Source organism: Vibrio sp. 10N.261.55.A10, assembly GCF_041470825.1.
Lineage (GTDB): Bacteria > Pseudomonadota > Gammaproteobacteria > Enterobacterales > Vibrionaceae > Vibrio > Vibrio crassostreae_C.
On sequence record NZ_JBFRNC010000011.1, the window covers coordinates 14,243 to 40,622 of the forward strand.

General features: G+C 45.4%; 24 protein-coding genes and 2 pseudogenes. 16 read left to right on the forward strand and 10 right to left on the reverse strand.

Annotated features, from left to right (window positions below; all coding sequences use genetic code 11):
* The first annotated feature begins 228 nt into the window (after nucleotides 1–228).
* The gene (locus AB4274_RS03110; RefSeq protein ID WP_017060193.1) at nucleotides 229–747 is read left to right on the forward strand and encodes a lipocalin family protein; all 519 of its coding nucleotides are present in this window, start codon (nucleotides 229–231) and stop codon (nucleotides 745–747) included.
* Between the two features lie 94 nt (nucleotides 748–841).
* Here the strand turns inward: AB4274_RS03110 and AB4274_RS03115 are convergent, their stop codons facing one another.
* Entirely contained in the window at nucleotides 842–1,456 is a 615-nt protein-coding gene (locus AB4274_RS03115; protein ID WP_372110961.1) for a TetR/AcrR family transcriptional regulator, read from the reverse strand.
* 236 nt (nucleotides 1,457–1,692) lie between these two features.
* Between AB4274_RS03115 and AB4274_RS03120 the strand changes: the two genes are divergently transcribed.
* From AB4274_RS03120 to cyoE, 7 genes are all read left to right on the forward strand, one after another.
* Nucleotides 1,693–2,814, forward strand: a complete 1,122-nt coding sequence (locus AB4274_RS03120; RefSeq protein WP_372110962.1) for an efflux RND transporter periplasmic adaptor subunit — start codon at nucleotides 1,693–1,695, stop codon at nucleotides 2,812–2,814.
* Between the two features lie 8 nt (nucleotides 2,815–2,822).
* The gene (locus tag AB4274_RS03125; protein WP_372110964.1) at nucleotides 2,823–5,921 is read left to right on the forward strand and encodes an efflux RND transporter permease subunit; all 3,099 of its coding nucleotides are present in this window, start codon (nucleotides 2,823–2,825) and stop codon (nucleotides 5,919–5,921) included.
* A 676-nt stretch (nucleotides 5,922–6,597) separates the two neighbouring features.
* Nucleotides 6,598–7,494 carry a ubiquinol oxidase subunit II gene (gene cyoA / locus AB4274_RS03130; protein WP_372110967.1) on the forward strand — a complete coding sequence of 299 codons (897 nt, stop codon included), beginning with the start codon at nucleotides 6,598–6,600 and terminating at the stop codon, nucleotides 7,492–7,494.
* 5 nt (nucleotides 7,495–7,499) lie between these two features.
* Nucleotides 7,500–9,581, forward strand: coding sequence for a cytochrome o ubiquinol oxidase subunit I (gene cyoB / locus AB4274_RS03135; RefSeq protein ID WP_372110970.1), 2,082 nt, complete (start codon nucleotides 7,500–7,502; stop codon nucleotides 9,579–9,581).
* Nucleotides 9,571–10,188, forward strand: a complete 618-nt coding sequence (gene cyoC, locus AB4274_RS03140) for a cytochrome o ubiquinol oxidase subunit III (RefSeq protein WP_010439790.1) — start codon at nucleotides 9,571–9,573, stop codon at nucleotides 10,186–10,188. Before cyoB ends, cyoC begins: the two co-directional genes overlap by 11 nt.
* Nucleotides 10,188–10,499 (forward strand): cytochrome o ubiquinol oxidase subunit IV, encoded by a 312-nt coding sequence (gene cyoD, locus AB4274_RS03145; RefSeq protein ID WP_372103797.1) that lies wholly within the window; start codon nucleotides 10,188–10,190, stop codon nucleotides 10,497–10,499. The genes cyoC and cyoD overlap by 1 nt, the downstream gene beginning before the upstream one ends.
* Nucleotides 10,460–11,380, forward strand: a complete 921-nt coding sequence (gene cyoE / locus AB4274_RS03150) for a heme o synthase (RefSeq protein ID WP_372103794.1) — start codon at nucleotides 10,460–10,462, stop codon at nucleotides 11,378–11,380. The genes cyoD and cyoE overlap by 40 nt, the downstream gene beginning before the upstream one ends.
* A gap of 77 nt (nucleotides 11,381–11,457) precedes the next feature.
* On the opposite strand, the gene AB4274_RS03155 is transcribed toward cyoE, so the two are convergent.
* The 4 genes from AB4274_RS03155 to AB4274_RS03170 form a co-directional block, all read right to left on the reverse strand.
* Entirely contained in the window at nucleotides 11,458–11,946 is a 489-nt protein-coding gene (locus tag AB4274_RS03155) for a hypothetical protein (protein ID WP_017060200.1), read from the reverse strand.
* Nucleotides 11,947–12,101: 155 nt separating this feature from the next.
* Nucleotides 12,102–14,078 carry an alkyl sulfatase dimerization domain-containing protein gene (locus tag AB4274_RS03160; protein ID WP_372110973.1) on the reverse strand — a complete coding sequence of 659 codons (1,977 nt, stop codon included), beginning with the start codon at nucleotides 14,076–14,078 and terminating at the stop codon, nucleotides 12,102–12,104.
* A 267-nt stretch (nucleotides 14,079–14,345) separates the two neighbouring features.
* The gene (locus tag AB4274_RS03165; protein ID WP_017107610.1) at nucleotides 14,346–15,335 is read right to left on the reverse strand and encodes an efflux RND transporter periplasmic adaptor subunit; all 990 of its coding nucleotides are present in this window, start codon (nucleotides 15,333–15,335) and stop codon (nucleotides 14,346–14,348) included.
* Nucleotides 15,335–15,946, reverse strand: a complete 612-nt coding sequence (locus AB4274_RS03170) for a magnesium transporter (protein ID WP_372110976.1) — start codon at nucleotides 15,944–15,946, stop codon at nucleotides 15,335–15,337. Before AB4274_RS03170 ends, AB4274_RS03165 begins: the two co-directional genes overlap by 1 nt.
* A 773-nt stretch (nucleotides 15,947–16,719) precedes the next feature.
* Here AB4274_RS03170 and AB4274_RS03175 point away from each other — a divergent pair.
* The 4 genes from AB4274_RS03175 (at nucleotide 16,720) to AB4274_RS03190 (ending at nucleotide 20,358) form a co-directional block, all read left to right on the forward strand.
* A complete protein-coding gene (locus AB4274_RS03175) occupies nucleotides 16,720–17,655 on the forward strand; it encodes a LysR family transcriptional regulator (protein WP_017070445.1) in 936 nt (311 codons plus the stop codon).
* Nucleotides 17,656–17,891: 236 nt separating this feature from the next.
* Entirely contained in the window at nucleotides 17,892–18,269 is a 378-nt protein-coding gene (gene gloA / locus AB4274_RS03180) for a lactoylglutathione lyase (protein ID WP_017066787.1), read from the forward strand.
* 14 nt (nucleotides 18,270–18,283) lie between these two features.
* Nucleotides 18,284–19,381 carry an alkene reductase gene (locus AB4274_RS03185; RefSeq protein ID WP_017065285.1) on the forward strand — a complete coding sequence of 366 codons (1,098 nt, stop codon included), beginning with the start codon at nucleotides 18,284–18,286 and terminating at the stop codon, nucleotides 19,379–19,381.
* Between the two features lie 110 nt (nucleotides 19,382–19,491).
* The gene (locus tag AB4274_RS03190; RefSeq protein ID WP_017060207.1) at nucleotides 19,492–20,358 is read left to right on the forward strand and encodes a DMT family transporter; all 867 of its coding nucleotides are present in this window, start codon (nucleotides 19,492–19,494) and stop codon (nucleotides 20,356–20,358) included.
* A gap of 100 nt (nucleotides 20,359–20,458) precedes the next feature.
* On the opposite strand, the pseudogene AB4274_RS03195 reads toward AB4274_RS03190, so the two are convergent.
* A pseudogene (locus AB4274_RS03195) lies at nucleotides 20,459–20,584 on the reverse strand (MarR family transcriptional regulator); the annotation flags it as partial.
* Here AB4274_RS03195 and AB4274_RS03200 point away from each other — a divergent pair.
* A pseudogene (locus AB4274_RS03200) lies at nucleotides 20,582–20,698 on the forward strand (cytochrome c); the annotation flags it as partial. The pseudogenes AB4274_RS03195 and AB4274_RS03200 sit on opposite strands and share 3 nt — an antisense overlap.
* A gap of 130 nt (nucleotides 20,699–20,828) precedes the next feature.
* Here the strand turns inward: AB4274_RS03200 and AB4274_RS03205 are convergent.
* Together AB4274_RS03205 and AB4274_RS03210 are read right to left on the reverse strand one after the other, a co-directional pair.
* Nucleotides 20,829–21,323 carry a peptidylprolyl isomerase gene (locus tag AB4274_RS03205; RefSeq protein WP_017060208.1) on the reverse strand — a complete coding sequence of 165 codons (495 nt, stop codon included), beginning with the start codon at nucleotides 21,321–21,323 and terminating at the stop codon, nucleotides 20,829–20,831.
* Nucleotides 21,324–21,446: 123 nt separating this feature from the next.
* Nucleotides 21,447–22,055 carry a TetR/AcrR family transcriptional regulator gene (locus AB4274_RS03210; RefSeq protein WP_017066785.1) on the reverse strand — a complete coding sequence of 203 codons (609 nt, stop codon included), beginning with the start codon at nucleotides 22,053–22,055 and terminating at the stop codon, nucleotides 21,447–21,449.
* A gap of 167 nt (nucleotides 22,056–22,222) precedes the next feature.
* Here AB4274_RS03210 and AB4274_RS03215 point away from each other — a divergent pair, with 167 nt between their 5' ends.
* A complete protein-coding gene (locus AB4274_RS03215; protein ID WP_081324522.1) occupies nucleotides 22,223–23,209 on the forward strand; it encodes a glycosyl transferase family protein in 987 nt (328 codons plus the stop codon).
* A gap of 97 nt (nucleotides 23,210–23,306) precedes the next feature.
* On the opposite strand, the gene AB4274_RS03220 is transcribed toward AB4274_RS03215, so the two are convergent.
* Nucleotides 23,307–23,603, reverse strand: coding sequence for a hypothetical protein (locus AB4274_RS03220; RefSeq protein ID WP_029235295.1), 297 nt, complete (start codon nucleotides 23,601–23,603; stop codon nucleotides 23,307–23,309).
* Nucleotides 23,604–23,770: 167 nt separating this feature from the next.
* Nucleotides 23,771–24,004 (reverse strand): hypothetical protein, encoded by a 234-nt coding sequence (locus AB4274_RS03225; RefSeq protein WP_017060212.1) that lies wholly within the window; start codon nucleotides 24,002–24,004, stop codon nucleotides 23,771–23,773.
* A gap of 302 nt (nucleotides 24,005–24,306) precedes the next feature.
* On the opposite strand from AB4274_RS03225, the gene AB4274_RS03230 reads away from it, so the two are divergent.
* Together AB4274_RS03230 and AB4274_RS03235 are read left to right on the forward strand one after the other, a co-directional pair.
* Entirely contained in the window at nucleotides 24,307–24,723 is a 417-nt protein-coding gene (locus tag AB4274_RS03230) for a CBS domain-containing protein (RefSeq protein WP_017060213.1), read from the forward strand.
* 179 nt (nucleotides 24,724–24,902) lie between these two features.
* Complete coding sequence (locus AB4274_RS03235; protein ID WP_017065289.1) at nucleotides 24,903–26,366, forward strand: MATE family efflux transporter; 1,464 nt, start codon at nucleotides 24,903–24,905, stop codon at nucleotides 26,364–26,366.
* The last annotated feature ends 14 nt before the right edge of the window (nucleotides 26,367–26,380 follow it).

The following is a 26,380-nucleotide window of genomic DNA, read 5'->3' on the forward strand; positions in this document are numbered from 1 at the left end:
TGCTCTCTTGTTTGAATGTAATTCCAGTGCCTTTTGAGGTGGTTGTGGGAATACAGCTCGTCAATAAAGGATTGCGAATCCATTCGCAGACTAAACAATTCACATAAGGTTCTGAATAAATTACAGTTAAGTGAGCTATAAAAATGGATTTAACGTATTACCAAGGATGTAAGTTTATGTTTTCAAGAGACTTACTCGCATTACTAATAAAAACAAGTCGAGGTTAGGATGAAAAAAATATTATTGCTGCTTAGCGTGATCTTATTGGGTGGTTGTGTTGGCATGCCCGAAACGGTAAAGCCTGTTCAACAGTTTGAGTTGGAACGATACCTAGGGAAATGGTACGAAGTGGCTCGTTTGGATCACTCGTTTGAGCGTGGCTTAGACAACATCAGCGCTGAATACAGCCTTCGTGATGATGGCGGCGTGAAGGTGATTAACCGTGGTTATTCGGCGGAAGAAGGTGAGTGGAACGAAGCGGAAGGAAAAGCGTACTTCGTTGAGGGCTCTGAACAAGGCTATTTGAAAGTGTCTTTCTTTGGCCCTTTCTACGGCGCTTATGTCGTGTTTGAATTAGACAAAGAGGGCTACCAATACGCGTTTGTTTCTGGGCCCGACACTGATTACTTATGGCTACTCGCAAGAACGCCTGAAGTCGCACCAGAAGTGATGGAGAAGTTTAAAGCCATGTCGAAAGAGCGTGGCTTCAATACCGATGAGCTGATCGTTGTGGAACATACCCAATAAACCGATCGCTGTTATTGCTGAGAGTGACTGATGATTGATAAGGCACAGAGGATGAATTTCTCTGTGCCTTTTTTATTCAAAGATAGAGCTACAATTAACGAGGCTGGTTGCCGTTTAAGAACAGCGCGACACACTCTTTGGTGTAGAGAAGCCTCTCTTGCTCTGACTCACCGCTTTCGTGTCCGAAGAATCCCCAATACGCTGACTTACCATGGAACATCAGCAGGAGTTGTCTTGCTGCAATGATCGGCGAGCTTGACGTTGATAAGATCAAATCACCCGAGTCCACTTTGCTTTGTAGATAATCGGCGAGCAAAAGGGTAGTTTTTTGCGGTCCTGTTTCTAGGTAGATCGAAGCGATCTCTGGGTGTGTGTTGGATTGGCTCACCGCATTTTGAAAGGTCTGTCTGGATTGCTCATCAAGTAACAAATCTTGAAACTTCACACCAAATTTCACCAACTCGTCTTCCAAAGTGGCATTCATATCAAAAGCAGAAGGGCTGAGTTCACGCTCGGCACACTTAGTTTGCATGCAGGTTTCGAAAAGATCGTCTTTGTTTTTAAAGTGAGAGTAGACCGTTTGCTTGGAAACGTTCGCTGCTTTGGCTATCTGATCCATATTGATCTTGAAGCCATGTTCAGAGAAAAGTTTACTTGCTGCGGTTAAGATCTGCGATCTCTTCTGTTCACTCTTGATGATTTTTGTCACGTGCTTGCTTCTCGTTACTTGGTGTTGGGTCGTTACCTAGCTTGTCTCTTTGCTTAGTGCCTATTGATACTCCGCTATAGGTGTCTCATTTGGCGCTAAGCATTATGCTTTTTGTGATGGTTTTATCAAACATTAACCATGAAACTTATTTTTAACATAATCAAACTAGACAGTCTAGTTTGGTTTGGTTAGTCTAAAAAAAGAACATAATTGAGTACCGCATAGGAACAGGAAGTATGTATAAATTGATGAAGGGAAGCGCAGTAGCAGTGGCGTTGTCGACTCTTCTTGTCGGGTGTGGTGAAAATACACAAGCCGAGACAGCATCCGATGCAGATAATGCTGCAGTGGAATCGAGTAGTGCAGCGTCGACAGTCTTAACAGTAGAAACTGTCGCTTTGGAACGCTCTCCATCGTATGCGGTACAGCGTGAATATGTCGGTGTGGTAAAGGCCGGGCAGCAGGCGAATTTGGGTTTTGAATTGGCGGGTAAGGTCAATGAGATTCTGGTGGATGTCGGTGACACAGTCACAACAGGTCAGCCGTTGATCCGATTGGATACCCAACTTTTGGAAACCGAGTCTAGCCAACTGAAAGCGCAGGCTGAAGAAGTCAAAGCTCAATTGAGTTTGGTGGCAGCGAACCTTAAACGTCAACGTTCATTGAAAGCGAAAGGCTTCAGTGCCGAAGCGGAGATTGATTCTCTCACCAGTGAGCAACGCGTATTGCAGGCGAACTTGTTGCGCATCGATGCATCGGTAAAAGGCAACGAACTGAAATTGGTGAAGTCGACAGTGCTTGCGCCTTATTCTGGAACCATCGCGACGCGCTTTGTTTCGCTCGGAGATGTGGTGAATGTGGGTAATCCAACTCTTACACTGCTCGCTTCTGAGGGCAAAGAGGCCTTCATCGGTATTCCTGCTCACCAAATGCAAAAAGTCACCTCACTTTCTTCGCCTAACATCCGAGTTGGGAGAACAGATTATGCCGTGGAGCTATTGAATCCCGGCGCAATGGTCGACACCCAATCTCGCAGTGTCGGTTTGCGTTACCTATTCCCTGAACAATCATCGGTATTGGAAGGGCAACTTGCCTACCTTAAATTTGATGAGCAGATTGATGACTCAGGTTACTGGGTGCCATTAACGGGTTTGATTGATGGATTGCGCGGTGTGTGGAACATCTTTGTGATTGGTGAAGACAATAAGGTTGAACGTAGAAGTGTTCAGGTGTTGTTTGCCAACAATCAACAAGCGTATGTGAGTGGGGCGATTGAAGACGGTGAACAGGTCATCGCCAGTGGTTTACATCGCTTAGTTCCGGGCCAAATCGTGAAACCAGTCAGTGCGGCTGAGTAGGTAATAGTATGAAAATAATAGAGACTATTTCCAACACTCGACTGCTTATCTTGATGACCGCGCTGCTGATGGTGAGTGGTATTTCGGCGTTCATGACGTTGCCACGTGCAGAAGACCCAGTAATCATCAACCGTTACGCGAACATCACAACCAGCTTCCCCGGCGCCAGTGCCGAGCGTGTTGAAACCTTGGTTACTGAGGTAATCGAGAACAAGCTGCGTGAGCTGAGTGAAGTTAAATTGGTGAGTTCAACCTCTAGGCCGAGCGTATCGATTGTCACGCTAGAATTGAATGACACCATCACCGAGCCAGAACCCGTCTGGTCCCAAGCTCGCGACAAGTTATCTGATATCGAATCCATTTTGCCTGCGGGTGCTCAATCGCCTGATCTCGATAGCGACCATACCTATGCTTTCACGACCATCGCATCTCTAACTTGGTCTGGTGCAGGCGAGCCTGATAGGTTAACGCTGGGCCGTTATGCCAAAGAGCTCGCCAAGCGACTAAGAACTTTGTCGGGTACTGAATTCGTTGATGAATACGGGATGCCGCAAGAAGAGATTCAAATCAGTTTACGTACGGCCGATGCCGCTGCTCTAGGGCGTTCAAGCGCCAATATCGCTGAATCGCTCGAAGGGGCAGACGCCAAGAACTCGGCGGGTGAACTGGTCAGTGCTTATTCTCGCTTTGGCTTAGAAATTAAATCTGAACTGGATTCCATTGAACGCATTAAGCAAGTGCCAATAGCCACTGATAGCAAAGGTCACATCATCCGTATGGAAGACATTGCTTCGGTGAAACGTGGTGAGAAAACCCCACAAGACCAGATTGCTATTGTAGATGGTGAGCCGGGTGTGATTGTCGCGGCAAGAATGCACCCTGATCTGCGAGTTGATAACTGGACGTCGCGAGCTAATGCTCTGATTGGTAAATTTGAGCAAGAGTTACCAAGTAACGTTAAGGTGACCGTGCTCTTTAATCAGCAAGGTTATACCGAGACTCGCTTAGACGATTTAGGCAAAAGCTTGATGATCGGTTTCGGTCTGATTTTGATTGTGCTGTTTGTCACTTTAGGCGTGCGTGCCGCGATCTTAGTCGCCATTTCTCTGCCGTTAACCTCATTATTGACCTTGTCGATCATGAAAATGACCGGTGTACCGATTAACCAAATGTCGGTGACAGGCCTAATTGTGGCGCTCGGGATCATGGTGGATAACGCGGTGGTGATGGTCGATACCATTCAAGCTTATCGCTTGAAAGGGCAACAGCGCGCTGAAGCGACCATGAATGCATTGAAGCATTTATGGGTGCCGTTATTAGGCTCAACCTTAACTACCGTGTTGGCGTTTGCTCCGATTATCTTGATGCCGGGTGCATCGGGTGAATTTGTCGGTGGTATTGCGATTACCGTTTCTTTCTCATTGATCGGCTCTTACATCATCTCGCACACCTTAATCGCAGGCTTAGCGACCAAGTTATTACCGAAACAACTCAGCGACGTTGATAAGAAAGGGCGGCACCATTGGTACATGACGGGTTTGAGAATCCCGGCTTTGACGCGTTGGTTTTCGTCTTCTGTTCGCTTTGGCGTCACGCATCCAACCATCACGATTGCTTTGGTGTTATTGGTACCGTTTACCGGTTACTGGAGTATGTCTCAGCTGACTGAGCAATTCTTCCCGCCATCAGACCGAGACATGTTTGAGATTCAGGTTTACATGCCGCCGCAAGCGAGCATTTACGCCACCAAAAACACCTCTGAAAAAATCGACGATATCATTCATCGTTACCCTGAAGTGGAACGCATTGATTGGCTAGTGGGCGCAAACTTCCCATCCTTCTATTACAACCTGCAAGCAAGGCAAAATAACGCGCCGTACTTCTCGCAAGCCATGGTGAAAACAGAGAACTTTGACCAAGCCAATGCGCTAATTCCACAGTTGCAAAAGGTGTTGGATGAAGAGGTGCCGGAAGCACAAATCTTGGTACGTAAGCTTAACCAAGGGCCTCCATTTACCGCGCCCGTTGAACTGCGAGTGTATGGTGAAAACCTCGATACGTTGAAAGCGATTGGTGAGGATGTGCGATTGATTTTGGCGGGTGTTCCTCATGTGACGCACACAAGGGAAACGCTGCAACCGGGTACACCTAAGGTGTGGTTGAAGGTCGATGAAGACACCGCAAAGCTGAACGGTATTTCATTGAACCAGTTCGCAGGTATGCTGCAAACTACGCTGACAGGTCGTGAAAGTGGCTCTGTGATTGAAGGCAGTGAGTCGGTACCAATCCGTGTTCGTGTCGCGGATGAAGCGCGTGAAAACCTAGCGCATTTAAGCAATATTCGTTTGCCAATTAGCTCTGAGGTGTACTCAACGGGAATTAATGTTTCGACTCTGGCAGAACTGGAATTGACGACCAGCCGCGGCGCGATTACTCGTCGTAACGGGCAACGAGTGAACACCATTGAAGGTTACATTGAAGCGGGTGTTTTACCTCAAACCGTCCTTAATGAATTCCAGAAACGCTTAGCAAGCTATCAGATGCCATCGGGTTATACGATTGGTTTTGGTGGTGAATCAGCGGAGCGAGACAATTCAGTCAACAGCCTCATCTCGAATGTCGCAGTCGTGGTGGTATTGATGGTGCTGGTGGTGGTGATGTCATTCAACTCGTTCCGAATGAGCAGCATCATCTTCATGGTAGCAGGGTTGGCTGGTGGACTAGGGCTGCTGTCGGTATGGTTCTTCGGTTATCCGTTCGGCTTTACGGTGATTATCGCGATGCTTGGGATTGCGGGCTTAGCGATTAACGCGGCCATTGTGATTTTGACCGAATTGAAACTCGATAAAGAGGCTTCCTCCGGGAATGTAGATGCAGTCGTTGAAGCTGTGATGTCGTGTACTCGCCATATCAGCTCAACCACGATAACGACTGTTGGCGGCTTTATGCCACTGATCATTGCTGGTGGTGGCTTCTGGCCTCCATTTGCGGTCGCGATTGTGGGCGGAACGGTATTAACCACGCTTATTTCTTTCTACTTTGTGCCTGTGGTTTATTATTTAATGACTAAAAACCAGCGTAAGAAAGTCGTCATAGCATCAGCATAATCCCTTTCTTAAGGACGATTACTCCTCTCCTTTGAGGGGAGTAATACCCACTTAAAACAGATAAAAATACTCATCAAATCGGCTTTTCAGGTCGATCTTTGACACTATTTTTCGGCACCTCACTGACATTATTGCGAATGAAAAGTAGTGTGTTATTCGAATATCTAATGGGTTTCTGATTGGAGCAATATCTTTTCTAAATACCATTAAAATCCTATGTGAATTCATAAATTTGATGTTCATCACGCTTTGTTTAATTCACGCTTTCTAATGTACCCAAACATCACTTCGCTTCATCATTGTTGGTCGCCGACTCTCCCGATTCTTACTCATCCCTTATCAGTGTTGGTTTTGCATGTGTAGCACGCCTATGTCGTGTAGCTAATTCCTTCTCTGTTTTCCATGTTTCACTTTCATAAATGGAAGGTTAGTTTCCAAGTTTGTTTGGTGAGCTTTCAAATTCAACTCTTCATAATGCGCCGAATGTAACAATGTATTTCAAAGTGTAACAATTAAGTCATGTTTCCTGTGTGGTTTTAACCCAGCGGTAACGGGCTCTATTGCATTGCTTTTTGAGATGCGGCGTTTCACATGCTCAACACATAAATATTCTAATGATCATGACAACCAGTACTTAGGCGTTCGTTCTGAGGCTGGATAACCATCGAGAAAGTTAATGGAAGTTTCAAGATATAAACGCATTTTATCGAGGACAAGTTTGTCGAAGATTGGTTTGCTGGGAACCATTCTTATGCTCGAAGGGTGTAACTCCGCATTGCTCGACCCAAAAGGTAGCGTTGGCGTTCAGGAAAAAGAGCTGATTATCACGGCTCTGTTGCTGATGTTGATTGTCGTCATCCCAGTAATTCTGATGACCATCTACTTTGCTTACCGATACCGCGAAAGCAATACCACGGAAGAGTATGCACCAGACTGGGCGCACTCAACCAAAATTGAAATAGTGGTATGGACAATTCCAATCATCATCATCGCGATTCTAGCCACCATCACTTGGCGAACAACACACGAATTAGAGCCATCAAAGCCTCTGGTGAGTGACGTTAAGCCTATGGTGATCGAAGTGGTCTCTCTGGACTGGAAGTGGCTGTTCATCTATCCGGAGCAAAACATTGCGACGGTTAACTATGTTGCGTTCCCGAAAGATGTACCGGTGACGTTTAAGCTAACTTCAGACAACATCATGAACGCATTCTTTATCCCGCGTCTTGGTTCGCAGATCTACGCGATGCCGGGAATGGTGACTAAGTTGAATTTAATTGCAAACCACGAAGGTGACTTCAAAGGCCTTGCATCGAACTACAGTGGCAAAGGGTTCTCACAGATGAAATTCACCGCATCAGCCATGCCTGATCAAGTGGCGTTTTTAAACTGGGTGGAGAAAGTGAAAGCAAGTCCTGATCGTATTGAAGATTGGGAGCAGTTCCGTTCATTGGCCGCGCCAAGTGTGGCTGAACCTGTGACTCTGTTTTCTAGTATCCCACCATTTTTATTCACTGATGTCGTGACCCAGCACCCTGGTTCAATGAACTGTTTGCCGGAAACCCAAGGATAATCGTCATGTTTGGAAGATTAACTCTAGACTCAATTCCCTACCACGAACCCATTATTTTGATCACCTTAACCATGATCGCTTTAGTGGGTAGTTTAGTGGTGTATGCGGTAACAAAAGCCGGTAAGTGGCAATACCTATGGAATGAATGGTTTACGTCTGTAGACCACAAAAAACTAGGCTTCATGTACATTGCGGTCGCGATGGTGATGTTAGTTCGTGGCTTTGCCGATGCGGTCATGATGCGCAGTCAGCAATTGCTTTCTGCAGCTGGTGAGACTGGCTATTTACCGCCACATCACTACGACCAAATCTTCACGGCTCACGGCGTGATCATGATTTTCTTCGTCGCGATGCCTCTGGTTATCGGCTTGATGAACATCATCGTGCCGCTGCAAATTGGCGCTCGTGATGTTGCATTCCCTTATCTGAATAACTTGAGCTTCTGGCTGTTTGTGGTGGGTATTATCCTAACCAACATGTCGCTTGGCTTGGGTGAGTTTGGCCGTACGGGTTGGTTGGCGTATCCGCCGTTGTCTGGCATTGAGGCGAGCCCGGGAGTCGGGGTCGATTATTGGATATGGGCACTGCAAATATCCGGTGTGGGTACCACGTTAACGGGTGTGAACTTCTTCGCGACTATTTTGCGCATGCGTACTCCATCTATGCCAATGATGAAGATGCCAGTGTTCACTTGGGCATCTCTGTGTGCCAACATCCTGATCATCATCTCTTTCCCAATCCTAACGGTCACCATCGCGTTACTGACTTTGGATAGATACATCGGCACGCACTTCTTCACCAATGACCTTGGTGGCAACGTGATGATGTATGTGAACTTGATTTGGGCATGGGGACACCCTGAGGTGTACATCCTAATCTTGCCTATCTTCGGTGTGTTCTCTGAAGTGACTGCAACCTTCTCTCGCAAAAAACTGTTTGGTTATACCTCACTGGTATGGGCGACGGTGGCTATCACTATTTTAGCGTTTGTGGTTTGGTTGCATCACTTCTTCACCATGGGTTCTGGCGCCAATGTGAATGCCTTCTTCGGCATCGCGACCATGATTATCTCTATCCCAACCGGGGTTAAGATCTTCAACTGGCTATTCACCATGTACAAAGGTCGTATCCGCTTTACTACACCAATGATGTGGACGGTCGGTTTCCTAATTACCTTTACTGTAGGTGGTATGACGGGCGTATTGATGGCGGTTCCGGGTGCGGATTTCATCCTGCATAACTCTGTATTCCTGATTGCTCACTTCCACAACGTGATCATCGGCGGCGTTGTCTTCGGTTGTTTTGCAGCGATTGGTTACTGGTTCCCGAAAGCGACCGGCTTCACTCTGAACGAGCTTTGGGGCAAACGCGCATTCTATTGCTGGATCATCGGTTTCTTGATGGCGTTCTTGCCGCTTTACGCTCTTGGTTTTATGGGCATGACGCGTCGTTTGAGCCAAGACATTAACCCTGAGTTTTTCCCTCTACTGGCGGTTGCGGCTGCAGGTACGGGCGTGATTGCGATGGGTGTGGTGTGTCAGTTTGTTCAGATTTACGTGAGTGTTCGTGATCGCGACCAAAACCGAGATCTAACTGGTGACCCATGGGGCGGACGTACCTTCGAATGGGCAACATCGTCACCACCACCGTTCTACAACTTTGCAAAACTGCCTAAGGGCGATGAGATCGATTCGTTCTGGTATCAAAAGCAAAGTGGCGAGTTTGACCCAACTCAGGAAGAAGAATACGAACGTATTCACATGCCGAAGAACACACCGACAGGCATTTATGTGTCTGCATGGGCGTTGGCATTTGGCTTCGCAATGATCTGGTACATCTGGTGGTTAGCAGCTGCAAGCCTAGTGGGCATCGTGGTGACGTGTATTCAACACAGCTACAACGACGATGTGGACTACTACGTGGAAGTTGAAGAGATCAAAGCGATTGAAGCGGCTCGACGTGCACAGCTTGAAGAAGCGAAGAAACAGTCAGTGAAAAGCGACAATTCTAGTCGTGGTAACAGCGCTGACGGTGACAGTGATAACAACGAAAATAAAGATGATTTGGAGACGACGTATGCAAGCTAATACTCCGTCACACACTTATGATCTTGCACACTCGCATGATCATCACCACGAAGCCGCGGGCAACAAGTTGTTTGGTTTCTGGGTTTACTTGATGAGTGACTGTGTCCTGTTTGCCACGCTTTTCGCGACTTATGCCGTGCTTGAGAGTGGCTCAATCGCTGGGCCGACAGGTAAAGACATCTTTGAACTGCCGTTCGTGTTTGTCGAAACCATGATGCTGCTGTTCAGTAGTATCACCTTCGGCTTTGGCATGATTGCGATGAAGCGCAAAGACGTGACCGGACTGAAGCGATGGATCAAAGTGACTTTCGTATTGGGCTTAGCCTTTATCTGTATGGAAGTGTATGAGTTCCACCACTTGATTGCAGAAGGTTATGGTCCTCAAGAGAGTGCGTTCCTTTCAGCGTTCTTTACCTTGGTTGGTACACACGGTTTGCACGTAACGTTCGGTCTTATCTGGATGGCGGTGGCGTATCACCAACTTTCAACCAAAGGCTTGAACGACAACATGTCGATGCGTTTCCAGTGCTTAAGTTTGTTCTGGCATTTCCTTGATATCGTTTGGATTTGTGTATTTACCATCGTGTACTTAATGGGGGTGATGTAATGGAACAGCATCTAGACAGCGGTGCAACGGATTACGTGAAAGGCTTTATTGCTTCACTAATTCTCACCATTATTCCGTTCTACATTGTGTGGGCACATGCGCTACCAAACACGGAAACTTACGTGATCTTGTTCGGTTGTGCGCTGGTGCAAATCTTTGTGCACTTTAAGTACTTCTTACATATGGAAGCGAAATCTTCCGATGGGCGTTGGAACTTAGTGTCACTGATGTTTACTGCCATTGTTGTATTGATTCTTATCGCTGGCTCGGTATGGATCATCTACAACATGAACGTCAACATGAAGTTGTAGGCCAAGGTATGCTGAAAAAATATTTGTCTATTACCAAACCGGGCATCATTTTCGGCAACCTGATTTCTGTTGCGGCGGGGTTCTTCCTCGCCGCAAAAACAGAACCAGCCAGTGCGATGTTGTTACTGACGACTTTAGCGGGTGTAGGGCTTGTGATTGCATCAGGTTGTGTTGTGAACAACATCTTTGATCGAGACATCGACCAAAAGATGAAGCGCACACAAAATCGAGAATTGGTTCAAGGAAACATCAATACAGATGTAGCGTTCGTCTATGCCTTGGTTTTACTGCTAGCAGGCACAGCGCTGCTGTTTCAGTTCGCTAATCCGATCTCTGCGGTCATGGTGTTGCTTGGCTATGTGTTTTACGTCTTTTTCTACACCATGTGGTACAAGCGTACATCGGTTTACGGCACTTTAGTCGGCAGTATTTCGGGAGCCGTTCCGCCGTTAGTGGGTTACTTGGCGGTGACGAATTACATCAGCCTTGAAGCGGTTTTGTTGTTCGCGATGTTCTGTTTATGGCAAATGCCGCACTCGCACGCGATCGCGATGTTCCGCCTTCAAGATTATCGAGATGCAGGCATTCCTGTGTTACCGGTGAAAGAGGGCGTCGACAAAGCGCATCAGCACATGAAAGCCTATGTGGTAGCGTTTGGCGCAGTCTCGTTGGCGCTGTTCCTACTCGGAGATGCGGGCTATGAATACCTAGCGGTGTCGGCGGCAGTCTGTTTTATGTGGACTAAAGTGACGTTTCGTAAGGTTGATTGCCTCAACTACATCCAGTGGTCAAAGACTGTCTTTAAAGTGTCTCTGCTGGTGGTGATGAGTATCAGTGGTGTGCTGGGACTGGAGTTGATTCCGTTGCCTACGCTTTTTTGATTTAAGTTTGTCGTTGAACCCTCAATGTTCTGAAGTCCGAGGGTTTGACGACTTTTTATCTGTCCCGCTTTAAGCTATTACCCTTCAAAAATATCACTAAGCCAATCTTCAAGCTGCTCTCGTTTGTCTTGAGGGCCATTGATTACCACTAATCCATTCAGTGTCGCTTGATCCCAAGAGATCGTTCCGTTCGCTAATGCATCGAACACGTCGAGCTCTGTAATAAGCAATAAATCGTTCTCTGTCGGCAAAGTGTCTCTTCCTGAAATGTTCACGCCTTTTTCAATGCTGATTTGGCTGTAGTGACCTTTAATCGCTTCAAATAAGTTGAATTCAATCTTACTCGGATGCGCCTTTGCGAGTGCTGACTTTATCGAAAACAGTTTGAAATGATCCGGTTTATCTAGGTTTCCGAACTCGTCATCTTGCCTTGCTGTGATGACATTGCCAAATACCTCCAGTGAACCGGGCTCTGTCACTAAACTAAATCCGGTTTCTTGGTGTAATCCGCAAGCTAATACCAGAGAAGAACTGAGTGAAAGCAAAAGAACAAAACGTTTTAGCATGTGTGAACCTTAAAAGAAGCGGGGCAGTTTCCTTACTCCAACAATAGACCTAGATCGTTGAGTTAAGGTTGCGAACTGTACCAATAAATAAACGATAAAGGGACCACAATGGGTCCCTAAGTTATCGACTCGCCATCCTTAGCAGCCTTTGATTATTAGCGAACGATGAGCATGATCTCTTCTGGAGTCATTGCCTTATCGAAGTAGCTCATGAATTGACCGAAGCCTTTGATGTCGCCATTCGAGAACGTGAATGCACCAGACTGTAGGTTGGTACCAATCACTTGTTGAGCGTTTGGACCTGCAATCAAGATTTGGTTCAATACTGCACGAGTGGTGTCGATTTGAACGTCTGCGCCTTTCACTGCTTCTTCGTGTAACTGAGCAATACCGTTGCGAATTTCGATAGTGAATGCTTCGTTCGTATCAGAGAAGTTGTACGTTAGCATCATGTTCACGTCTAACGAGTTTTCTGCGATAAGCGTTGAAGTCATCATGTCGAAGATCTGCTTGCTTGGTAGTGCAGTAAGAACGTCAACAGAAGCGAAGCTGATCATGTTAGAGAAGTCACGTTTGTTCTCTAGTTCAGCCGCCGCGTTGAGCGCCCAGTTACGCCAGTTGATGTTCACTTGGTCTGCAGCCCATGCTTTGTAAGCTTGTGCTTTCATCTCACGAGCTTCCATATCTTGCTTGTTTACCGTGATTGGGTAAGAAAGAATTTCTGCTGCAAATGTGTAGTTCTCAGCCTTAATTGCTGCTTGTGCAGTAGTAAGGATGTTGTCACGACCGCCCATGATCTCTACGAATGCTTTAGCGCGTTGCTCGTAAGCCATTGGCTCTAGCTGCCATGGATCCGCTTCGAAGAAACCGTTGTAACCTACGTAAATCTGACGCACGGCGTGTGCAACAGTACCGTAGTGTTCACCTAACCAAGGGTGTTCTGCAAGGTGCTTAGGAAGTTTAACTACTTCAACTAGCTCGTCTGGCGTCATACCTTTGTTCATGTAACGGATAGTTTGATCATGAGTGTATTGAATCGCATCACGGTAAGCCGTTAGTACGTCAGCTACTGCTTCTTTACCTTCAACAGGACGACCGTGAGAGTTAATCATGATCTCAGTGTCGAACTTACGCATTACGTCGATGCCCTTGAACCACATTGATGGGTCACGGAATTTAGTACCACGGATGGTGTGAAGGTTAGGGAAGTTCTCACCTTGAAGTACTTCAGCCGCGTGCAGGATTTTCTGGTCTGGGAAGTAAACCACTAACTCATCTTTAGTTTCAGATGGCACGTTCTCGATGTGCATTTTCACGCCAGAAATTTCGATTTCGATGTGGCTTTGGCTTGGTACAAGCAGGTTTGGTTCGATGAACGAGATAGCACCTTGCATGAAGCGCGGACCAAGGCCGTCGTTTACTGTGCCGTGCTCGCCTTCTTCTACGTGCTTAGCACCTGTGTAAGAAGTACGGTGACCAAATAGAGTACCTAGGTTTGAAGACCAGTTAGCCACTGCAGCGGTTAGGCCTTCTTCAGCGATGATTTTTACTTCACCTGATGCCACTTCTTCGCCAGTCACCCACGCACGCACACCAGAGATGTGGTCGATGTGGTTGTGAGAATAAATGATTGCTTTAACCGGCTTGTCGGTGATTTGACGGAACTGTTCTTTAACCGATTGAGCCATTTCTACCGACTCGCCTGGATCAACAATGATGATGCCGTCCGTACCTTCAATCATGACGGGTGTATCTAGACCGAAACCGTAACCAAGATATACGTTGTCATCTACTTTGATGATTGCTTGGTCCATTTTACGACCATGCTTGGTGAGGATTGGGTGAACATGGTCAGACTCAGCAGTGTAAGCTAGAGAATCGCCTGTTTTAGAAACAACTTGAATACGTTCGCCTTTTCCCCAGAACATGTTTGATTTGTGTTCGAATAGAACCTCGCTCTTGTAGCGAGCATCAAGATCAATGTTTTGGTATTGCGCAGCATTTGCCGTCTGAAGTTCTTGGCCGACTTTCGATGTCGCTTCTACAGTTGGCGTTGCAGATGCAAAACCAGAAGCAAATAGTGCACTTGCGATTGCAACTGGAAGTGCCATTTTTTTGAATGTGTTAGTCATGATAGTGACCTTATATTTGGATACAGGAATTGGATTTCTTGAGCCAAATAATAGACAGGAGAGGGGGCGCTATCTACGCGCTAATAGGATTTCAACCTATCGTTATTACGATGTTTTATTTTATTAATGATTGTATTAGCGATTTTTATTTGATCTGAATCAATTAGCCAGATGAGCTTGTGACAGATACAAAAATGCCCTGAAATTCAGGGCATTTAATTTGGAATTAATGGCTGTTATATAAGTTCTTACCGAGAACCTCAGTACTTACCAAGCACCTAAGTAAGACTTGTAAGATTGTAGGCGAACCGTTGCCGCACCGATTACATCAATAAAGCCCCAGAATGGATGTGGCTTCTCAGCAGAAATCCAAGCTGCGCCAGCTGAACCAATTGGGATATTGAAACCTTCTGGTTCGATGATCTCAAGTACGATGGTACGACCTAAACCGTTACCGTTTCTTACCACGTGTTGACCGACGCTTTGTGGCCCCTGAAGTGGAGAAATACTTGACTCCCCCGTACCTGCATTAAAGCTGTGTACTTTTGCTCGGAACACATGCCCTGGGTAGGCATCAACGAAGAACTCTGCGAAGTCTCCTACTTGAACATAGCCGTAAGTTTGGTCTGAAATACGCATCTCAAGGAATTTTTTGCTGGTGTTGTAGAGGTGCATGTTACCCATGACAGAACCTTCAGCAATATTCACTATCGATACCTGACCATCAAATTCAGCTCTAATGGTTTTCTTCTCTTGCGCCCAATTTACTTTTTGTAGATCGGCTTTTAACGACACAAGTTGAGCGTGCAGCACTCGAAGGTCTGAGTCGTACTTTTCTACGTCACGCATATTGAAGATTTCAGGTGACGTTTCAGCGCGCTCTAAGTCGCGAGTCATTTGCTTGATTTCTTCTTCTTTCTGAACAATTGAAGATTCGATCTTTGCTTTGTCTGCGGCAGAATCGATGTCGACGAGTGTGTAAATTACGTCGCCTTCTTTAACCATTTGGTTGTGCTCAACAAGCACTTTGTCGATCTGCTGACCAAAGATAGGTGACATTACCGCGTGTGGTGCTTTCACTGTGGTTGAGTTGGTTAAATCAACCGGTGCCCATAAGCGAGAGATAACCGCTAATACGGCAAGGATTGTTACGCCGCCAATGGCAGCCCAGGTGTAGTTTTTGAAGTTCTTCTTCAGTGCACCTGTCGCAAACAGTGACCATACAATTAGGATATATGGAATCATCATCTCTTTCATTATGCGACCTCTTTATTTGTTGGAGTCTTTTCTTTTGAAGGCTGAGCTTCTGGAGACTGTTCTACTGGAGATTGTTTGGTTTGAGACGGCTCCGTTACTGGTTCTTCAGGTGATACGTGGACTACGGAGGCCTCTGTATTAGTCGCGTCTCGTTTAGGTTGTACACCACGGCGAATCACATCACTCAGTGATTGACCAATATGTTTCCAGTTCGCTAGCGCGATAACCAACGCGATAACCCAGAATGTTTTGCTGATGAAGAGCCCGCAAAGTGACAGTGCAAACACGATCTGTACGTGAGCGCTTTTGTGCTCTTTTGCCTTATGCACTCCCAGTTCATGCAATTGCCACATGCCGTAAACACCGGCTAATACCACAGCAATGGTCACCGAGAACAAGTAACCAGAGAAGTACTCCATCTGGAAGAAGTTCATCATCATTTCATTGGGATGATTGTTGAATTGAGACATGTCGATGTCTTTAGAATGGATAGTGCCTAACGGTGCAAGAGCCCATGCACCAGCAAACATCACTGCCATAAACAGGCAGAATTTAATCAAGACCATCACAACGGCCCAGATTTTCTGGAAAACGATTTTTATAAAGTTCATATCTCAACCTAAATAAGGAGAGAGAAAGTGCAGCCTTGGTACAAGACTTTTAGAAGACATCTGAAAGAGGTGTTGAACTCACGTAACCGTATAGACCTACTGAGTCAAAAGTACTAGATGACAATTAAAAATCGCTTTGACCACGTAGACAACGCATTCTCGCGAATAGAGTGTTAAAAACACCTGGCGAAATCATTCTTAAGTAACGTCTACCATTGATAGGTTCGTTTGCTGCATTGGGTTTTAAGGCCGTCTTCCGTGATGTGTGCAACACCATCATCTACACATTTTTAGGTTTTCTGTTTAGGTTAAGAATTGATTTGTTGGCGAAATAATAGGAAGTGTAACTGGTGCTATCTACGCATTATTGCGATATTGAATTATCGTAATTACGATGAATTGAGTGGTTGCTTAAACGTGAGGTGGGTTTATTTGAACAGGCTCAAACTCGGCTTATAAAATATGTCTATTTAATTAGCCTGGATCATAGAAGTGGCTATAAAAGTATCAATAAGGCAGGACGGAAATATTGAATACTCCGACCAGTCTAGGGTGAGTTTGGGTGGATTAAGCGTTACTGGCACAGCGAAGAGATTTAGATTCCAATCTGGCGAATGTGGCAGCTATTCGAAAGAGTGAGTTGTTCTGACATTTTTGCTCTTTACCATATGATGCTTCCTTCTCAGTTTTGTTTTCTCAATGAGCATCCGTTGTTTCATTCTATCGCTTTTACGATAAGATAATTAAATCTATCGCCAAATGAGCACTGAATCATGAGTAATGACATTCCGAATTTTAACTTATTGGCTGTGTTTTCAGCGGTGATGGAGCAGGGCAGTTTGAGTAAAGCTGCGGATCAACTCAGTACTAATCAATCGACCATCAGCACCGCGTTAACTCGTCTAAAGAAAGAGATTGGCCAAGAGCTTTTTGTTCGCAAAGGAAGAGGTGTTGCGCCTACGTCTTATGCGCAAAGCTTGTATGAACAAATTAAAGCGCCGATCAATGAACTCAATGGCGTGTTTCAGTCGATGGCTAATTTTGATGAGCAATCCTCTGAGCGTAAGTTTGTTATTTCTGCACCTGAGCACTTACAGTGGGTACTTCTCAATAGTTTCGCGGCGCTTCCTAATCAAAACTTGTCGCTGGAAGTCTTTGATCAACCAGACAGTGATGAGCGCATTTATGAAGATCTTTTGACTCAAGAGTTCGATGCGATGATCGATATTGTGGTGCCTGAACACCCAAGTATCGTCAGTGAAACACTTTATGAAGGCGAGTTTGTGATCGTGTGTCGAGCTGATCATCCACGGATTCAAGGTGAAATCAGCGAAGCTCAGTTCCTAAGTGAAAAGCATGCTGTATTAGACAGAACACGACGTAAAGTTCGCAGTTTGAATCACTACACTTCTTTGGATCTGTCCCAGCGTAAAATCGTGTTTCACGGGCGCTCGCTGTTCAGTAATATTTTGCTGTGTAGCCAATCCGATTACATCACTGTCGTGCCTTTATCTATGGCCGTGCAGTTCCAAGAAAAGTTAAGTTTGCAGCTGTTCAAGCCGCCCTTTGAATATCAGCCGATATCTCATTACCTGATTTGGTTGAAGAAGCAGAACAGCGACCCCGCTCATAAATGGTTCAGAGAACAAGTCATCAATACATCAGATTCAATGTCGAAGGCGCTTAAAGATAGGCGGTTGCGATTTTAATTGAGAGTCTAAATCTAAGGGGAGTATTGGCTTCCCTTTTTTGTGTCGCTTAGTTGGTACTAGACAATATGTTAATAACAAAAAATTATTAAAATGAGAATATTTAATAATTTCACTGATTTGTGTGTGTTCAGTAATATACCTAGCAACAGAGAAGTAGGTGGCCTCAAGGTCAACCTAAACGAACATTACTTAGCTTCTGAACGAGGCTGAGATTAAAGTATCAAGGGCGAAATATGAAATTCCTACACACAATGATCCGAGTTACTGATTTAGACAAGTCTATCGAGTTCTACACCAAGGTATTGGGAATGAAGGAACTTGAACGCCACGAAAACAAAGAGTACCGCTACACATTGGTTTTTGTTGGCTATGAGCAAGGCGGCACGACTATCGAGCTAACGTACAACTGGGATACGAATGAGTACGAGATGGGCAGCGCGTTTGGTCATCTGGCATTGGGTGTAGAAGATATTTACGCAGCATGTGACAAAATCAAATCGCTAGGTGGCAACGTCACTCGCGAAGCGGGTCCAGTGAAAGGCGGCTCAACTCATATCGCTTTTATTACTGACCCAGACGGCTACCAAATCGAACTGATTCAACTAGGTTAATCGAGGATATAACAATGACAAACGCACTATTTCAACCAATTCAACTTGGTAATATCGAGCTTAAAAACCGTATTGTTATGCCACCGATGACGCGTTCTCGCGCAACGCAACCTGGTAATTCAGCAAACGATATGATGGCGGCTTACTACGCTCAGCGTGCTTCTGCAGGTTTGATTATTGCTGAAGGCACACAAATTTCACCTATGGGTCAAGGCTATGCTTGGACTCCGGGTATCTATTCTGATGAGCAGATCGCTGGTTGGAAAAAAGTGACTGATGCCGTACATGAAAAAGAGGGCGTTATCTTCGCTCAACTTTGGCATGTAGGTCGTGTAACACACCCAGACAACATTGGTGGTGAACAGCCAATCTCGTCTTCTGCACTTAAAGCACAAAACGTAAAGGTATTCATCGATAACGGTACTGATGAACCGGGCTTTGTTGATGTGGTTGAACCTCGTGAAATGACGAAACAAGACATCAAAGAGGTGGTTGAACAGTATCGCCAAGCGGCTTTGAATGCGGTTGAAGCAGGCTTTGATGGTATCGAACTTCACGCAGCGAATGGTTACTTAATCAACCAATTCATCGATTCTGAAGCAAACAACCGCACTGACGAATACGGTGGTTCAATTGAAAACCGTTTACGTTTCCTAGGCGAAGTGGTTGAAGCTATGGTTGAAGCGATTGGTGCTGACCGTGTTGGTGTACGCCTTGCTCCGTTCACATCGTTGAATGGTACGGTTGACGCTACACCAGTAGAGACTTACACAGCGGCGGCAGCACTACTTAACCTATACAAAATTGTTTACCTACACATTGCAGAAGTTGATTGGGACGATGCACCTGAAACGCCAAAAGCATTTAAAGCAGCAGTTCGTGAAGCCTACGAGGGTGTCCTTATTTATGCGGGTAAATACGATAGCGAGCGTGGCGAAAAAGCCGTTGCTGAAGGCGTAACTGACATGGTTGGTTTTGGTCGTCCATTCGTTGCGAACCCAGATTTACCAGCTCGTATTCAAAATGGTTACCCACTTGCAGCGCACGATCCAAACACATTGTTCGGTGGTGCTGAAAAAGGTTTAACGGATTACCCAGAATACGCAGGCTAAAAACAGCTGCCTGAAGCAGAGTATTGAGATAGTATCTCGATCCTGTTGAATGTTTATAAAAAGCAACCTTGCAGAGTCGGGTTGCTTTTTTTGTTATTGGACTAAGTAAAATGATGAACGTGAAAGCGATGCGCGGAGAGCTTTACCTTCTATTTGCCACCCTGCTAGCTGGGGTGGGATGGATTGCATCTAAGCTGGTGGTATTAGAAATGCCTGGGCCAGTGTTCATTGGTGTGCGATTCCTCGTCGCGAGTCTTATTCTTCTGCCATTTTGTATTCACCATATTCGTAAGCTTTCGTTTAAGCAGATTCTGTCTCTTTGCGGCGTGGGTTTGTTGTTGTCTGCCTCATTGCAGGTATGGGTGTTTGCAGTTTCGGTGACTGAAAGCTTGTCGGAAGGGGCATTCATCATGAGCTTAGCCATGATCATTGCACCGTTTGTGTCTTGGATTTTGTTTCGAGTTAAGCCTAATCGCGCGTTTTGGATGTCTTTCCCGATCGCGATTATTGGCATGCTGTTGCTGACTTTGGGTAACGGCTGGCATGTTGAGCAGAGTCAGATTTATTTCTTACTAGCATCGATGTTGTTGTCTGTTCACTTTGTGATGAACAAGCGTGTGATTACCAATATCAAGCCTATCGCATCAATCTGTGTGCAACTGTTTGTGGTGGGTGTGAGTGGTTTAGCCTTTGCTTCTATGACAGCTCAGCCGGAGTTCGAAATCACCAAAACCTTAGTCTTCTGGTTTATTGTCTCTGCGGTGATCGCAACGTCTATTCGTTACTTGCTACAAACGGTCGGTCAGCACTCCGTGAACATGGAAGTGGCGGCATTGATCATGATTCTTGAGCCTGTGTGGACGCTGCTGTTAAGTGTGAGTGTGCTTGGCGAAAGTGTAGAGATGCAGAAGCTGCTCGGTGGGGCGGTGATCATTGCTTCACTATTTTGCTATATCAAATGGTCGAGACGAAAATAAAACACTCGGCGCAAGGCCGAGTGTGGGTTGTTTTTCAATACACGTTCAGAGTGTAATAATTTCTAAGCACTAAGCTTGCTAAGCAGTGAACGCGGTAAGATCAGATTGCCGCGACTACTTTCTGAAGTAGCTTGAGCATTTGTTGTTGCTCTTCAGCATCTAACTCGTTCATCAACTCTTTGTTTAAACGAACGGGGATAGGAACGAGTTGTTCTTCAAGTGCTTTTCTGAGCCTTATCAGGCGAGTGTTGAACAAGACTTGTCGAGTGCAGAGCAAGGGTTAAATTCTGCGAATAAGACGTGCAAAGGGTGTCACCGTACTTATCGTTCTCGCTGGTAACTATTCTAACAACGAGCTTTAAATACAGGTGGTAAAGTCGAACCCTTACCACCATAGTCCTATCGCACAGCCTTCTTTTCTTTATGCCATCAATTCGAATGCACTAGGGGCGGGAAAGGACGTGAATGAATTAGTCGCGAATAGTGACTTTTGTAATCACAATATCTTCGCAAGGCACATCTTCGTGTCCCCAGCGAATGGTTGTTGGTGCTTTCGCAATTTTGTTTACCACATCCATACCTGCTGAAACCTTACCGAATACCGCGTAACCCCAGCCAGCATTGGTTGTTGAGGTGTGATCTAGGAAATCGTTGTCATCAAGGTTGATGAAGAACTGCGCCGTTGCAGAATGTGGTGCATCAGTCCGAGCCATTGCCACAGAACCAATCACATTCTTCAAACCACGGTTTGCTTCGTTGACGATTGGGGCGCGAGTTGGTTTTTCTGTCATGTCGATAGTGTGACCACCACCTTGAATCATGAAACCTTCAATAACACGGTGAAATGTCGTGCCTTCGTAGAAACCGTCTTGGCAGTATTTAAGGAAGTTTTTCGACGTTACTGGCGCTTTTTCAAGGTTCAGTTCAATCTCGATATCGCCAAAGTTGGTGGTGAAAGTAATCATAGGGCTACCTAAAGTTGAAGTTTTACTGAGTCGTAATGACGAAAGTGGGTTGCAGTATAGGGAAAATAACAGCGGATACCAGTGATGGTTTTATTGTGGTTGAATTCTCGTCAACCACCAAAATCACGCCTGATATTGTTTAAGGAACATCTCGACACTTGAAGTAATGAGCACTTGCTTGTGTGCAGCATCCGGTGACGGCACATGACCAATGATTTGCGGCCAAAACGCAAAAGACTTAAGCAGACCAATGAACTGCGTGGAGGCGAATTGTGGGTCTAGTTCTACTAAACGACCGTCTGCCAACGCGGCTTTAATCCAGGTTGTAAGTCCACTTTCTGCTTGGGAATATTTTTCCATCGCTTGATGCGCCAGTTCTGCGTTATGGAAATACTCTGAGAACAAAACGCGTGACAGGTCGATGAAGCCTTCAGACTCAAGTAACTCAAGCTCTTGATTGGCTATCGAGGAAAGCTGTTCTTCAAGTGGCAGTTCTGCTTGATATGGGAAATGCGTTGCGGCCAGAGTTTTGCTCCAAATGCTGTCTAGAATCTCATCTAAAAGCAGTTCTTTGCTGGCAAAGTGATTGTATACGGTGCGCTTTGATACTTCTGCGCGACTCGATATTTTATCCATGCTGGTGGCCTTGTAGCCATGCTCAGTAAACTCTGCGATAGCAGCGGCAACGATCGATTCACGTTTTCTTTGGCTCAGCGTTTTTTTTACAGTCATCGGGATACTACTCAATATGTCGCGGTTAGCATTACATACGCTAATTTTACACCAGTAAGTTTACTTTTAGAACACCAATCCGCGTATTGGTAATTCGGTCGAGAGCAACTGAATCGCTTTGCAATGCACGGTGGGTATCATAGAATCGAAAGTGTATTCGAATTTTATTGATATCAACGGAAGAGAATAAACAATCAATGAGTAGTATTTTAGAGTGTATTCGTACAGTTGGACGAGGAGAAAGAGGGCGTAAGCCTTTATCGTTCGAACAAGCCTACCGCATCATGGATGAGTATTTAAGCGGAGAAGTCGGTGACGACCAAATGGCTATGCTACTGATGTTGATTCGTGTGCAGAATGAAACCAATGAAGAGATCGCTGGCTTTGTAAAAGCGTTTCAATCTCGAGTGCCAGATTTAGGCGCTGATATTGATTGGCCGTGTTATGCAGGTAAGCGTAACGATAACGCCAGTGGCAAGCCTTGGAACTTGTTGGCGGCAAAAATCTTAGCTGACAATGGCTATAAAGTGTTAATGCATGGCTATATGGATAAGCCGAGCGGTAGGACGCACGTTGAAAGCCATTTGCAAGATGTCGGTGTGCAAAGTGCTGAGAGCCCTGAACATGCTAAGTCGATTCTTGAACAAGACGGCATTGCTTATTTACCGCTAGCTAACTTTGCGCCCGAAGCACAAACCATGATTGGTTGGAAACACCGCTACGGTTTGAGAACACCAATTAACACGGTAGTTCGAGCATTGAATCCTGGTGGTGGCCGTTTAGGTCTGCGTGGCAGTTTCCATCCTGGCTTTCCACAACTTCATGCGGAAGTTGAGCATGTTATCGGAAATAAATCCCACTCGGTGATTTCATTCAAAGGGATGAACGGTGAGTCGGAATATAATCCTAAAGTTAGCCAAACGGTATGGATGAGCTCTCCTGACAAAGTCGAATCGTTCTACTGGGAAGAGATGATGAACCTAGAGCTGCCACTTCCTAGTCAATGTGTACTTGGCACATCGGCTGAAGATATGGCGCTAATGGCGAATACCGTTGTCGACAGCATGACAGCCATTCTCTTTGCAGAAACGCACGATAAAACTGAGGCATACCAGAAAGCGGTGCGCCTGTGGCATGAGTATTGTGCGCGTTAGATGGTGGTTTGTAATCAATGAGAGAAGGTCAGCGAGCGCTGGCCTTTTTATACTTGATTTCTAGCAAGGGCTTTTCGTGAACGCCCAAACAATAAAGCTACTTCACTCGCATCAAGCGATGCATTTTGTCTTCGAACTGAATCTCAATCACCTGTGAGATTTTCATCTTATCAACACGATCAAGCATTCTCGCTTGGTAATCACGTTTTTTCATCCACTCTAGCGGTTCTTTAAAGCCATCTTCATTAATCACAAACGACTGATCGGTAATAGAGTCTTCAAAGATATGAACCACCCAAATGCGTGATTGGAAATCCAATAACTCACTAAAGTAGCTTTTTAACTTAGATAAGGAATTCGTTAGATACGTTTTAGGTGGGGTTTGGGAAGACATAGTAAACCGTATTTGGACAATGAAAATCGGCAAGGGCGCCGTCTGATCATTATAGCCTTTACCCGTTAGGCTTGTCAGGTCGAATTCGGCAGCCATTCACGGCTATTGCGCTTGCTAATGCTACTATGGCTGCCAGTTAGAGATTAACCAAATCAGTGTCGGATTCACTATTTAACGAATAGGCCGAAGTCGATCTCTTGTTCTCTTTGATATTTCACCAGCTTCACTTTTAGGTCGTGTTTTGCTGCTAAATCAATGGCTAAGCATGACATGCGTTTTATCTCATCAACGCAGCTTGATATCAGCGGTTTTTCTTGATTATCGATAGTGGCGATGAGTGTGTTTTCTGTGCCGTCGTTACCTGCGTAAATATACGCGTACATGTTGTTGTCGTGTTGCATAAACTTCCTAAAACGGGATTTCTAATTATTAGTGAGGTGAAGATTACAGGGTTTATTTACGCAGGCTAGCTCGGCTAAGTAAGGTTAAGCAAGGGAAAGTAAGGCTTTGTAAGGGCTCTTTTTTTTCTTTTTTCTGGCGTTCGAAAACGTGCTCAACCCTTTGTTTGTCTCACTTTTTTGTCTTGTTAGGTTTTGCCTATCAATAAAATTGTTGAAATCCATTTAGTAAAATCAAGATTTTAGACAACAATTAACTTAACAAGATAGAAAATATATGACGCAAAGTATTTAGGGAGAACGCAATGCATTCTATTAAAGTGAAAGATTACATGACGCAGCAGGTTGTGACATTTACTCCTGATATGCCGTTAAGTCTAGCGTTAGACAAAGTGATGCGTAGCCACCATATGGGTGGGCCCGTAATCGATGATAACGAACAAGTGATTGGCTTCCTTTCAGAGCAGGATTTACTCGAGAAACTTGTGAAGGTCAGTTACTTCTGCCAAGACACACACCTTGTGGGTGACTGTATGTACCAAGAAGTGCTGTCGGTGTCACCTGACTTATCCATTATTGAATTGGCGGACATGATGCAGGTTGGAAAACCTAAAGCATACCCTGTGATCGATAATCGAAAACTGGTGGGTATTATCACCAGAACTGATGTTTTGAGAGCAATTGGCAAGAACTTGGAAGAATGCTTCAAACATCAGGTATAGTAGCGTGTTAAGAACGATTATTTTTCTCAATACTCTCAATTGAAAAAAGGCGCACTAGCGCCTTTTTTCTGTATAGCGCTTTTCTTGGTCGATCCTTTCTTTTTGGATCCCTAGCCAGTTGAACAGTTGAACAGCTGATTAGGCTTTAGCTCTTGGGTATTCCAACTTTTGGAGGTTTCATGTCAAATCAAACGGCAAAGTTTGTTGAAGGTTCAACGATGCGCCACATATTGGTGATGTCGGGGGCTGGCTCTGTCGGTTTGATGGCGTTATTTGTGGTCGATCTGCTCGACATGCTGTTTATCAGTATGCTCGGACAGGTTGAATTGGCTGCTGCGGTAGGCTTTGCAGGTACGCTGACTTTCTTTTCTACCTCCGTTTCTATCGGTACTTCCATTGCCATGGGCGCATTAGTGTCCAAAGCCATCGGCTCCAAGAATCAAGAGCACGCTCGAAACCTAAGCACCAGTATCATGCTGACTGCGTTTGTTATCAGTTCAACCATAACTGCAATCATGTTCGCTTATATTCCAGAGCTGCTAGCCGCGATAGGCGCCAAAGGCATTGCAGCCGAACGCGCTCAAGCTTACCTACAGATTTTGCTACCTAGTGGTCCATTTTTGGCGTTAGCGATGGCAGCGGGTGCGGGCTTAAGAGCGGCAGGTGATGCTAAGCGTTCGATGTGGGCAACTTTGTCTGGCGGCATTGTTAACGCGATTCTCGATCCTCTGTTTATTTTTGGTTTTGGTTGGAACATCGAAGGGGCGGCTATCGCTTCGGTTGTCGCTCGTTTCTCGGTGCTATTCTTTTCGCTTTATCCTCTTATTCGCAGCCATCAGCTGGTAGCTCCGCCTTCTTTTGTGCAATGGCGCATTAATATTCGACCAATATTGGCGATTGCGCTGCCTGCGATTATCACCAATACCGCAACGCCTATCGGTAATGCGATTGTAACAACGGGTATCGCACAATATGGTGAGGATTTTGTCGCGGGTTTTGCCGTGATAGGTCGTCTGACGCCAGTTTGTTTTGCGGTTATCTTTGCCTTGTCTGGCGCTGTGGGGCCAATCATTGGTCAGAACTTTGGTGCTGAACGCATGGACCGAGTAAAAGAAACACTCAATAACTCATTGCTGGTTACTACGGCATACACCATCGCTGTTTGTATTCTGTTGTACTTCGTTCAAGGTTATGTCATTCAAGGCTTTAGCTTACAAGGTGATGCAGCAATCATTGTGGCGGCTTTCTGTACCTATGTGGCGTTAACCTTCACCTTTAACGGTGCACTATTTGTTGCCAACACGTCTTTCAACAACCTAGGTAAACCGCTTTACTCGACAGCATTGAATTTGGGTAAAGCGACGTTAGGTACTCTGCCGTTCGTATATCTAGGTTCGCAATGGTATGGCGCTTTGGGTGTTCTCTATGGTCAAGCTTTGGGTAATGTTTTGTTCGGAATTTTAGGTATCTTGGTGCTTCGACATCATATCGCTGAACTGATGCAAGGATCTCAAGTTGATCCAGTGGAAGATGATGTGTCGATTGTCAGCTTGAACACTCAGCCATTCTGTTCACACGATGCGGTTCTTATTGATGATGTATCCGCTAACCGTGAAGAGTGTGCGGAGCTTAAATCTCAGTAAGCCATCGGCGCTGG